8 protein-coding genes are annotated in these 12,459 nt (G+C 42.1%); 5 read left to right on the forward strand and 3 right to left on the reverse strand.

Annotated elements, in window-relative coordinates:
• Nucleotides 1–58 precede the first annotated feature (58 nt).
• Both G7074_RS21370 and G7074_RS21375 read right to left on the reverse strand, forming a co-directional pair.
• On the reverse strand, nt 59–895 hold the full coding sequence (locus tag G7074_RS21370; protein ID WP_124559136.1) for an MBL fold metallo-hydrolase: 837 nt from the start codon (nt 893–895) through the stop codon (nt 59–61).
• Between the two features lie 46 nt (nt 896–941).
• Nucleotides 942–1,385 carry a MarR family winged helix-turn-helix transcriptional regulator gene (locus tag G7074_RS21375; protein ID WP_124559135.1) on the reverse strand — a complete coding sequence of 148 codons (444 nt, stop codon included), beginning with the start codon at nt 1,383–1,385 and terminating at the stop codon, nt 942–944.
• Nucleotides 1,386–1,555: 170 nt separating this feature from the next.
• Between G7074_RS21375 and G7074_RS27705 the strand changes: the two genes are divergently transcribed.
• Complete coding sequence (locus G7074_RS27705; protein WP_255456751.1) at nt 1,556–1,837, forward strand: MFS transporter; 282 nt, start codon at nt 1,556–1,558, stop codon at nt 1,835–1,837.
• On the forward strand, nt 1,837–2,784 hold the full coding sequence (locus G7074_RS21380; RefSeq protein ID WP_255456752.1) for an MFS transporter: 948 nt from the start codon (nt 1,837–1,839) through the stop codon (nt 2,782–2,784). The genes G7074_RS27705 and G7074_RS21380 overlap by 1 nt, the downstream gene beginning before the upstream one ends.
• Before the next feature lie 166 nt (nt 2,785–2,950).
• Here the strand turns inward: G7074_RS21380 and G7074_RS21385 are convergent, their stop codons facing one another.
• Nucleotides 2,951–3,919 carry a LacI family DNA-binding transcriptional regulator gene (locus tag G7074_RS21385; RefSeq protein WP_158674022.1) on the reverse strand — a complete coding sequence of 323 codons (969 nt, stop codon included), beginning with the start codon at nt 3,917–3,919 and terminating at the stop codon, nt 2,951–2,953.
• 520 nt (nt 3,920–4,439) lie between these two features.
• Between G7074_RS21385 and G7074_RS21390 the strand changes: the two genes are divergently transcribed.
• The 3 genes from G7074_RS21390 to G7074_RS21400 are packed head-to-tail and all read left to right on the forward strand — an operon-like array spanning nt 4,440 to nt 12,414.
• The gene (locus G7074_RS21390) at nt 4,440–7,580 is read left to right on the forward strand and encodes a TonB-dependent receptor (RefSeq protein ID WP_124559132.1); all 3,141 of its coding nucleotides are present in this window, start codon (nt 4,440–4,442) and stop codon (nt 7,578–7,580) included.
• Between the two features lie 4 nt (nt 7,581–7,584).
• Nucleotides 7,585–9,297, forward strand: coding sequence for a RagB/SusD family nutrient uptake outer membrane protein (locus G7074_RS21395; RefSeq protein WP_124559131.1), 1,713 nt, complete (start codon nt 7,585–7,587; stop codon nt 9,295–9,297).
• A 36-nt stretch (nt 9,298–9,333) separates the two neighbouring features.
• The gene (locus G7074_RS21400) at nt 9,334–12,414 is read left to right on the forward strand and encodes a TonB-dependent receptor (protein WP_124559130.1); all 3,081 of its coding nucleotides are present in this window, start codon (nt 9,334–9,336) and stop codon (nt 12,412–12,414) included.
• The last annotated feature ends 45 nt before the right edge of the window (nt 12,415–12,459 follow it).

A 12,459-nucleotide genomic window follows, 5' to 3' on the forward strand; every position in this document is an offset into this window, starting at 1 on the left:
TACAGGTATCTATGATTTAGCACTCAGAAAACGTCTTATTATTTGTGACTTTAAGATGTTAAAATAAGTTTAACTGGTCGGGTTGATAAAGTTCGGGGCGAAAAACATATGCTTGTGCTGCATTTTGGTCGGCGCTTACATAATAAACTTCTGTTTCCTCGTATCTCGAAGCCACTTTAACAAAAGTATTGCCCGCTACATTTTTAAAAAGATTTTCTACCAGTTCAGGGTCGTTGTTGTCTTTTGATAAATGGCTCAATAATAAATGGCTCATATAAGCCGGTTTATGGTTTGTAAACAACTCCAGTGCCTGAGCATTGCTTAAGTGACCATGGCCGCCCATGATTCTTTGTTTCAAAAAATAAGGGTACCGACCATTTTGCAGCATTTGGGTGTCGTAGTTAGCTTCCAGGAATGCGGCATGGCAATCTTTAAAATGATGGATAAGACGATCGCAAACAGCGCCAATATCGGTAAAAACCCCAACTTTAACCGTGCTGCATTCAACCGTGAAGCTATAAGGATCAGCTGCATCGTGGAATTTAGAAAAGGCTGCGATTTTTAAGTCGCCTATCTGGATGGTTTGCAGGTGGCTTAACGAAAAAGTATTGTTGGCATCAAGTAACAGTCGGCTACTTTTTAATGTTGGCGCACTAATGTATACCGGAAGTTTATGTTTTTTTGCAAAAACGGTTAGGCCTTTGATGTGGTCGCTGTGCTCGTGTGAAATGAAAATGGCTTTTACTTTATCTATAGCCAAACCTAAACGCGCCATTCGTCTTTCAACTTCCTTGCAGGTTAGACCTACATCAACCAAAACGGCTTCGTTATCGTTACCTATATAGTAACAATTACCGTTGCTGCCCGAATTTATGGAGGTGAAATATAGTGCCATTTGAAGGCTGCAAGGTACGGCTTATTTGGCTAAGGAAAAAAGAAAACTATACACGGCTACTGTTATGTTCTACTAAACGAGAAAGCAAGGGGAGGAAGGCTTGTATGAGGTTAATCTCTTCTGAAGAGAAAATTTTCTCCATGGTTTGCACCAGCCATTCTTCTTTTATTTTGCGGGTGGCGATGATGTGCTTTTCGCCCAGCCTGGTTAAACCGATAAATACCTTGCGTTTATCTTCCTCACTCGGAAAACGTTCTACACATTTGGCATCATGCAGCCGGTTAATGATTTGCGAAATGGCCTGCTTAGATACCCTTTCCATATCAGCCAGCTCAGTAGATAGCATTTTGCCGTGCTGCTCCAGTAGCGACATGGTAAGCAGTTCGGCGTTGCTAAACTCAGAGCTTACGTTCTGTTTGCGTAACTGCCGGGTTAAACGGGTAACGGTACTTCTTAAGCGGGCAGCAATATCTTGTGTTTGCGTGGGCATATTAATGGTAAATAAACTTTACAAATATAAGCTTTAAAATTTATAGATGAATGCATTGTTTTTGAAAAGAGCTTTATTTTATGATGTTATCGTGATAAAAAGAAGCAGATTTGATTTTATACTTTAGTCTAAAACTTCTATTTTTGTAAAGTTACTTTACTATTTTAGACATGAGTATTTTTCGTTCACTAAGGCATTATAATTACAGGTTATTTTTTACCGGACAGGCTATTTCGTTAATTGGTACATGGATGCAGCGTGTAGCCATTAGCTGGTTGGTTTATCGCTTAACAGGTTCGGCGTTTCTTTTAGGGTTGATTACTTTTTTAAGTCTGATTCCCTCATTGGTGCTGGCCCCTTATGCCGGTAGCTATGTAGACAGGCATAATAAATATAAAATTCTGATAATCACACAAGTGATTTTAATGCTCCAGGCAGGGCATTGGCTTTAATGATCTGGTTTAAGGTGTACGATATGTTCTGGATTGCGGCACTCTCGCTGGTGCAGGGTTTGGTAAATGCTTTCGATGTAACGGCACGCCAATCGTTAATGGTAAATTTAATTGATGATAAAGAAGATTTACCAAATGCAATCGCTCTAAATTCTTCGATGTTTAACGCAGCAAGGTTAATTGGGCCAGCTTTGGCGGGGGTAATTTTAAGTACACTCGGTGAAGACATCTGTTTTCTGATCAATTTTGTAAGTTTTATAGCGGTTTTGGGATGTATGGTAATGATGAAACTGAAATTAACTGAGCATAAAAAATCGGCAGAAAATATATGGATCGATTTAAAAAAAGGTTACGATTATTTAAAAGCATCGCCTGATCTGGCTTCGATGGTTTTAATGATGGCCGCCTCGAGCTTGTTGGTTATTCCGTTTACCACCTTGTTACCCGTATTTGCAAAGGATATTTTTAATGGAAACGCCACCACTTTTGGTTGGTTTGAAAGTGCAGCGGGCTTTGGTGCTTTTTTCGGCGCTATCTATATGGCTACCTTAAGGGCAGGGCAAAATCTGCAAAAAATAGTAATGATGTCGGGAATTTTACTCGCCATATCGGTAGTCGCACTGGCTATTTCGCCATCACTCATTCTTGCTTTAATTTGTACCGGTTTAGCTGCTTTGGGTTTAATGGCGCAAACCTCATCTATAAACACTTACTTGCAAACCCATGCTGATGATTTAATGCGTGGCAGAACGCTCAGCTATTACATAATGGCTTATCAGGGCGTATTACCTATCGGGAGTCTGTTAATGGGCTATTTGGCGCACCTCTTCGGAACTCAGGTGGTGGTAGCCTTTGAGGGTATAGCTGGCTTGCTTATTGTCGCCGCTTTTTCTTATAATGAAAAGCACAGAAATCAAATTAATTTTTCACCATTAAAGGCACGTTAAAACATTTAGGCTGTTCTTTCTTAATGGTCTTAATGATGATTTTTTTACCATTAAGGTGTTAAAGACATTAAGTTTTGTATTGGCATGTTAGCGCATTTAAACTTTCATGACCTTTTATGTCTTATATGGTTAAAATTATAAGATTGACCTTAGGAAACGAGTCGCCCTATTCGTGCACAATCAATTTACAATCAACCATAACCTTCTGATAGTTTTCCATATCAATTTCCCTATTGATAAGCTGAAGCAGGAGTTTGATTGCATTTTCACCAACCGACTCAGGATTTTCTTCTACTGATGCAACAGGAGGCGAATCTAAATAGCTTATAAAAGAAGTATTGCCAAAACCGATGCACTCAATCTTATCTAAATTGGGATGGTTTATTGATCTCAGGTATTTAATGGCATCGAACAAAATGGGTTCCTTAAATGCAACCAGGGCAGTAGGTGTATCTTGTGGGTTGGCAAAAAGGTTCTGAATGGCCGAAATTGTATTTTCCTTATCGAAATCGGTATAGGCAACCAAATCAGCCGAAAAAGGAACACCGTTATCTTTCAGTGCATTGATATAGCCATTAAAACGATCGTGGGTGAAATTGATCATTTTTGGCCCACCCAGGTAAGCTATTTTTTTATGGCCACGGTCAATTAAAAATTGGGTAGCCTTATAACAGCCCTGAAAAGTGTTGCCTAAAACTTTATGACAGCTTAAATTAAAGCTCGGGTTGCGGGTGTAATAAACCACCGGTATACCCATGTTTTCGAACTGATCGAGGTGAGCGAAATCCTGTGTATGTTTAGAAATGGCTACGATAAGCCCGTCAACACGGCTGCGCAGTAACATGTTGGCCGATTGAATTTCCTTTTCCAGGTCATCATGCGATTGGCTGATGATTACATTGTATCCGTTCTGGGTAGCAAATTGCTCTACACCATAAATACTGCGGGTAAAAAAGTGGTCTAAAAGATTGGGTAAGATAATACCAATAATACGAGATTTCTTTTCCTTTAAATTGATGGCCGATTTATTGGGCGTAAAATGTAATTCGCGAGCCATCTCCTGAACACGTTTTTTAGTGTATTCATTTATTGTAGGATAGTTATTAAGGGCTTTTGATACTGTTGATACTGACATCTTTAACTTTTCAGCCAGGAACTTCAGGGTAACAGGGGTATTGTTCGTCATCTTTTCCAATCTCAATGCATAGTTAAGAAAAAAAATGCAATTATTTCAAACGTTTGAAATGAGTTTCAATTGATTTTATGGCCTTTTAGGCTATTTTAAAAGACTTTTATCATTTTACCTTTTCTACATTCGTTACCACTAACACAAACTAACCAAGTAAATATGATGAAATCATCCCACATTTATTTTTGTACGGTAAGGGCAGGCACCAAAGCCCCGAATTTAGCGGAACAAGTTCATGCTGATTTATCTCAAAAATGTTACGATTTGAAGATAAGATTGTACCATCCGCAAGACGCATAGTATTTAATAGAACTCAAGTGATTTCCTGACTGCCAACCCGATCTTATTTGGTTGTGTAAAATATTAACTGGTTGTTTCCATGCAGGTTGTAAGCATGAAAATTTAACCGGCAGGGACTTGCTATGCATTAAATTTTAACCAAACAGATTTAATATTTATAATAATTATGGATAGACTTTACAATTTAAAAAGGACTTTTGCCGCAATTGGAATGGAGCGTTTCCAATGGGCTAAAGTGCTATATACATTAACCTTCCTGTTGCTGATGAGTGCATCGTTTACGGCATTTGCACAAAGCACAGTAAATGGTACCGTAAAAGATATAAAGGGAGTTACCTTACCCGGCGTAAGCGTTAGGGTTAAAGGCACTACCCAGGGCGCTGTTACCGATAACGATGGTAAATTTTCGATTAAGGCAGCTGCCAATGCTACCTTAACTTTTACTTATGTGGGTTACACCATTAAGGATGTGGCCATAAACAACAAAACGGTACTAAACGTAGTTTTAGAAGACGATACGCAGGGACTTGATGAGGTGATTGTTGTAGGTTATGGCGTGCAGAAAAAATCTACTTTAACAGGTGCCGTAGCGCAGATTGGTGCCGAAGAGGTGATGAAATCGCCAACACCAAGCCCAACCAATGCTTTGATTGGCCGTTTGCCGGGTTTACTGGCGGTACAAACTAGCGGTCAGCCCGGGGCCGATGGTGCCCAGTTAAAAGTAAGAGGTGTAGCTACTTATGGCTCAAACAACGCAGCAATTGTTGTGGTGGATGGGGTAGAGCGCCCGAGTTTCTCAGATGTGGATGCCAGCGAAATAGAATCAGTAACGGTTTTAAAAGATGCGGCTTCAACAGCGATTTACGGGATCAGGGGAGCGAATGGTATTATCGTTATTACCACCAAACAGGGGAAAATCGGTAAACCCAAAGTAACTTATACCGGTAATTTCGCTTTGCAAACTTATACTGGTTTAGCTGTTGGTTTACCCGCATTTGAAAATGCTTCCTTGTTAAACCAGTCGTATGTAAACGATGGTAAAGCACCTTTTTTCTCAGATGCAGAGTTGCAAAAGTTTAAAGACGGATCAGACCCGATCGGTTATCCGGATGTGCAGTGGTTCGATTATTTAACCAAAAAATATTATGCACAAACCCAGCATAACATCAATATTAATGGTGGTACTAAAATTGCAAAATATTTTGTTTCTGCAGGTTATGCCTTTCAGGATGGTATTTTTAAGAAATTCGATTCGCCTTATGGCATCAATACTGTACCCAACTACAACCGTTATAACTTCCGTTCGAACGTAGATTTAACGCTGAACAAAGATTTTACGGTAGGAATTAAACTGGGAGGTCGTTTTGCCAACCGTTATCAGCCAGCTGGATTATTATCTTCTTCAGCCTTCTCTTACGATACCATTGAAGGGATGATTTCGCGTATTTTGCAGGTGCCGGCTTATGCTTATCCGGTAACCCTCCCTGATGGCAGGATAACCGCTAACCCAAATATTGGTACCAACATCTGGAATCCTTTTGCGGTATTAACCCGTTTCGGAACCCGTAACGATGATAACAATACCATCGAGAGTACCTTTAACCTCAACTATAAACTGGGTTTTATTACCAAAGGTTTAGGCTTTAAAACAGTATTTGGATACGATTCATATTACAATAATACCGAAAGAAGAAACGCCAACTGGGCGGCTTATGTTTACAATCCCGCAACCGGTCAGGCTACTTTATCAACCGATACGCGTAACCGTGATGAGCCTTTAGGAGCCGTACAAGATGGCGGTGTAACCGGTGGAAGTACCAATATGAACCTGCAAACCGGTTTTGATTATAACCGCGATTTTGGCAAGCACAATGTTGGCGGATTGTTACTGGCTACCCGTCAGCTTATCCGTACTACCGGGGGATCGCCTTTTACCGCGCCGCCAAGAGCATCGCAAGGTATTGTTGGTCGTGTTACCTATAATTATGGCGAAAGGTATTTTGCCGAATTTAATGGTTCGTACAACGGATCGGAAAACTTTGCAGAAGGTTTGCGTTACGGTTTCTTCCCGGCAGTATCCGCTGGCTGGACGCTTACCAACGAGCCTTTCTGGAAAAAAAACAATGTGCTCACTTATTTAAAAATCAGGGGAAGTTACGGACAGGTAGGTAACGACAGGATTTCAGATAACCGTTTCTTGTTCTTAACTACTTATACAGCCAATTCAGGTGCTCCATTTGGGAACCCGCTGGCCTTGGTTAACTATCCAACCCTTTATATTGGCGATACTGCTTTAGGAAATGATAAAGTAACCTGGGAAACCGGCACAAAAAGAAATATTGGTGTGGAAGCACGTTTCCTTAGCGATAACCTGAAATTAACGGTCGATCTTTTTGACGAAACCCGTAAAGATATTTTAACACCTACATTAAGTGGTTCGGCATTATTTGGCCATGCATACCCTAACTTAAATAGAGGTATTGTATACAACAAAGGTTACGAAGTTGAGCTCGACTATCAACGTGTGATTGGAGCTGTAACTGTAGGCCTTAATGCGCAATTGAGTTACAATAAAAACAAAATCCTGGAGAACGACGAACCAGATGGCATGCCTTTTTCTCTGGCCAGAAAAGGAACAAGTGTTGGTCAGTTTTTTGGATATAAAACCGATGGTTTTTTCCAGTCGGCGGCAGACATTGCTGCTTCGCCCAAATTAGCAGGTTACAACCCAATTCCGGGCGACTTGAAATTTAAAGACCTGGATGGCGATGGCGTAATAACCAATTTAGATCAGGATGCGATTGGATACACCAATACACCACAATACATTTACAGTTTTAGCCCACGGGTTAGCTACAAAGGATTTTCACTTTCGGCCCTGTTTCAGGGAGTAGCGAATGTAAGCTCGAATGTGATCTTGAACGAGCAGAACAATGGTCAGCAGATGTATCCGTTCATGCTAGATGCCTGGACACCGGCAACTGCTGCAACGGCAACCTGGCCGGCTTTACACGCCCGCGGTACGGCATCATTAAACTATGCCTTAAACGATTTTACCTTACAAAACTCGGCTTATTTAAAAATCAGGAACATTGAACTGGCCTGGACACTTCCAAAATCGTGGATGAGTACTTTAAAGCTGAGCAATGTGCGGGTTTTCTTACAGGGACAGAATATTTACACCTGGACCAAGTATAAGTTCTACATCGATCCGGAGAATGTAAACACCATTAACACGGCTTTCCCTTTACAGGCGCTTTATCCAACATCGAGGATTTACAATTTTGGTTTAAACGTTCAATTTTAAGCTCATGAAAAACTACAAAATATATACAGCTATTCTTTTATTAACGCTGTTTGCTGTTTCCTGCAAAAAAGACTACCTGGAAAGAACACCTGGTGTGGCTTTGAGCGAGGATGAGATTTTTGCAGATCCGGCACAGGCGGCCAGATTTGCCGATAACGCTTATAATTATGTAATCAACAAATACGTACGCTTTAACGATCACCGCGGCTGTGTGGCCCAGGCATCAGATGAAGCCGTTTCGGGTAACTCGGAAGGTACCGTAACCACTTTAAACCGTGGATTGTACCACGATCACAGTAACGGAGCTTCGTTAAACGATATTTACGATATCTGGAAAAGAATGTATGCTGGTATCGCCATCGAAACCAAAATGCTTTCGCGCCTGGCCGATGTACCACCTGCACCACCTGCAACTGTACCGATTTTTCAACCGGTTAGGGTAGAAGGCGAGATGCGCTTTTTACGTGCCATGTCTTATTTCGAGTTAACCAAAAGATTTGGCGGTGTGCCCATAGTAGATAAAGTTTATACTGTAAACGATGAACTGAACCTGCCACGCAACTCGTTTGATGAGGTAACCAAATACATTTTAGCAGATCTGGCTATTGCCGAAAATAAACTGGGCAATGATGCCGATTATACTACTGCAGATTATGGCCGCCCAACCAAAGGCGCAGTACAGGCTTTAAGAACCCGTGTGCTTTTATATGCTGCAAGTCCGCTTAACAACCCAACAGGCGATAAAAGCAAGTGGGCTGCTGCAGCCGCTGCTGCGCAAAGATTAATGAACGGCGAGTTTGGAGCATATGCTTTACAGGCTAGTTACGGCGATATCTTAAACGTGCCCACCTCATCAGAGTACATCATGATCCGAATTAAAGGCAATACACCTTTGGCAGGAGAGATGATGCAGGATTTTTCAATGTCGCCAGGATCTGGTGGTGCCCAGGGACAAATGAACCCTACCCAAAACCATGTAGATATGTACGAAATGGCCAATGGAAAAGCGATTAGTGATCCAACTTCAGGTTACGATCCGCAGAAACCTTACGCCAACCGCGAGCCTCGTTTTTACGACAACATTATTTACAACGATCGCCCATGGCAGGGAAGGGCCATACAAATGTGGTCTTCGCCAGCAGGTGCACTCGATTACAGCACCACCATTACCTATACTGCTACGCGCTATTATTGCAAAAAATACTGGCCAGAGGTTTACCGTACCGTTGGTGGTAGCACAACCCTGCTAAACTACATCTATTTCCGCTATGCAGAAGTGTTGCTAAACTATGCCGAAGCACAAAATGAGGCGGTAGGCCCGGGCGACATCAACGGTTCGGTTTACGCACAGTTAATTGCCATCCGCAAACGTGGCGGAATACTGGCTGGAGCTGATAATCTTTATGGACTAAAAGCCAACATGACCCAGGATGAAATGCGTACAGTGATCAGACACGAGCGTGCAATAGAACTGGCTTTCGAAGACCACCGCTGGTACGATATTATGCGCTGGAAAATTGGCGCTACCACCATTGGCGTTCCAATGAAAGGCATGGATGTGATTAAACAGGCCAACGGAAGTTTCACTTATACCCCGTTTGTACTGAGCCAGACTTTCCAGAAAACCTGGACTGAGAAACAAAATCTGTATCCGATTCCAAGGGCAGAAATTTATAAAAGCAAAGGTGTATTAACACAAAATCCAGGTTGGGAATAGTGAGTTAATCAATGTAACGCTAAAAGATTATTGAAAATGAAATTATTAAGATCAAAATATAAATATATAGCCTGCCTGCTCTTTTTATGGGCCTGCCTGCTAAACGTTTACAGCCAAACGCCTGATGAACAGCTTACGGTTTCGGGGAGGGTAGTAGATCAGGATAAAAAGCCAATGGCCGGAGTGACCATCTCGATCCAGGAAGATAAAACCAATAAATCGGTAACCACAAGTGCCGACGGAAGTTTTACCCTTTCAACCTCTACCAGCGATGTAATTGTTTTTAAATACGTAGGTTACCTGATGGTGCTCAAACCCGCTTCGGAAGTAAGCAAGAGCGATATTGTTTTAACCAAAGCACTTATCGATGCCGGCGATAACGACAATGTGTACATTCCGTTTGGCGTTAGGAAGAAAAGAGAAGTTACGGCCACCATTAGTACCATCACTACTGATAACCTACCTCAGATCCCATCGTCATCTTTAACCAATGTATTTACCGGCAGGCTACCCGGATTAGCCATTTATCCAAGTGGTTCGCAACAGCCTGGTTACGATGTATCGAGTTTTTTAATCCGTGGCCGCTCATCTTACAACAGCAACCAGGAGCCTCTGGTGTTGGTAGATGGTATTGAGCGCGACTTCAGATCGATGGATTTGGCCGAAATTGAAAGTGTAAGCGTATTAAAAGATGCCGCAACACTGGCCTGGTACGGCATGTATTCTGCCAATGGTGTAGTTTATGTAAAAACCAAAAGAGGCAGCGCAACTTCCACCAGCGTTACTTTCGATGCGCAGGCAGGCTTGCAGGCGCCTTTGCAGATTGCTGCACCCTTAGATGCTTACAATTATGCAAGTTTATACAACGAAGCTTCCATTAACAGTGGCGGAGCGGCGGTTTACAGCCCTGCTGCTTTACAGGCCTATCAGGATGGTTCCGATCCCATTAAATATCCGAACAACAACTTTGTACGCGATTTCACCAAGCGTGTAGCGCCAACCCAGCGTTATGTAGCTACTGTTACCGGTGGTAATGCTTTTATTAAGTATTATACTTTATTAAGTGCTTACCAGCAGGGAGGTTTTTACAAAGGTGGTAATAACGATACTTACGATGCCAATACCGATTTTAACCGCTATAATTTAAGAACCAACATCGATTTACACGTAAACAAGAACCTGGATGTAGCTTTAGATATCGGCGGACGGATTACCAACCTTACTTTCCCGAATGCAGGTACACCTACTTTTTTATCAACGGTTTATTCAACGCCAGCCAATGCTTTCCCGGTTATTAACCCTAACGGATCGTATGGCGGAACTTCGATATTTTCCCAAAATAACCCTCAGGCCATGCTCGAGGCTAGGGGAGCCAGTACCGACCTGGTGCGTAATATGATGGCTACTTTAAGTGCCCGCCAAAAAATGGATGGCATATTAAAAGGCTTAACTGGCGAAGTTTTTTATGCTTATGATATCGCCGGATTATACCGCTCGGGTTTTAGCCAGCAGTATGCAACTTCTGAATTAAAAGCCGATGGAACTTATACCACCTATGGCACACCCGCTAAGGTAGATTATCAGGCCAATGCATTTTCGGGTAACATACGCAAAAGCGAATTTTGGGCAGGTTTCGATTATAACAGGACCTTCGGAAAGCACGATATTAAATTCAGTACCCGCGTTTCGAGGGCCAATTATGCCTCATTCGGCAGTTTGGATGTACGCCGCGAAGGATGGTCTAACCGCTTATCATACAATTATATTCAGCGCTATTTTATTGATTTAACCGCTTCTTACGCCGGTTCAGAAAATTTTGCACCAGATTCGCGGTATGGGTTTTTCCCGGCTGCATCGGCAGGATGGATCATTTCTGACGAGGATTTTATGAAAAGCTCAACAAGCTTTCTCGATTTCTTAAAAATCAGGGGATCTTACGGATTGGTGGGTAACGATGCTATCGGATCGGCCAGAAGATTTGCCTATAACGATTTCTTTACCAGAAGTGCTGCAGGTTACACCTTTGGTACAGGTTTCGCCGGAGTAAGTGGTTCGGGGCAGCTGGCTTTGGCCAACCCTTTTTTAACCTGGGAGAAAGCCTATAAAACCAGTGTAGGTTTTGATGCCAAATTGTTTAAACAAGCTTTATCTATCAGTGCCGATTACTTTTACGAAGACCGGAAAGATTTAACCACGGCATCACTATTGCCAAGTTTGCTGGGGCAATCGCTAATTTATGTTAACGAGGGTGAGGCATCATACAAAGGCTTTGAAACCGGTATAAACTACAATAAAAAACTGGGTGGTGTAAACCTGAATGTGTTCGGCAATTTTACCTACAACACGAGTAAAATTCTGGCCATTAACGAAGGAGCAGGTTTGCCCGACTATCAGAAACAATTAGGGCACCCCATTTCGAGCGTAATTTCTCCGGCGGCTACTGCTAACTCTGGTGCAGGTTATGTAAGCATGATGCTTATCTCGGATGGTATTTTCCAAAGCCAGGCGCAGATTGATGCTTCTGCCAAACAGATTTTATCCAAAGATGTGAAACCCGGCGATATTAAATATGTAGATCAGAATGGCGATGGCGTAATTAACGACCTCGACCGTGTGAGAACCGATTTCAATTTTGTACCTAAAGCTTATTTTGGCTTTGGTGCCTCAGTTTCTTACGCCAATTTTGATGCAAACTTCTTGTTTCAGGGCACCAGTGGCCGTTCAATTACCATACAGCAACTGGTAAATGCAGGTAATACCAATAATGGCTTTTTAAACCAGTTCAGTGCAGACCGCTGGACACCCGATAATCCGGGCGCTCCTTATCCGAGGTTACTGCTAACCGATCGTGGCAACAATACTGCTACTTCCGATTTCTGGATCAGATCAGGCGATTACATTAGGTTAAAAAATGTAGAGATCGGCTATTCGCTTTCGCCTTCATTTATCAAAAAGTTAAAAATCAGACAACTGCGTTTTTATGCAAGCGGTTTAAACCTGCTCACTTTCGATAAACTGGGCGATCTGCCAATCGATCCTGAATTGCCTGAATCGGGTTACAATTCATCTTATCCATACATGAAAATATATTCGTTCGGTGTGAATTTGAAATTTTAAACGATAAGACCGTGAAGTTTGCCGGGATGCAAATGCCGTTAAGCT

Origin of the sequence: Pedobacter sp. HDW13 (assembly GCF_011303555.1) — a bacterium.
In the GTDB taxonomy this organism is placed as follows: Bacteria; Bacteroidota; Bacteroidia; order Sphingobacteriales; family Sphingobacteriaceae; genus Pedobacter.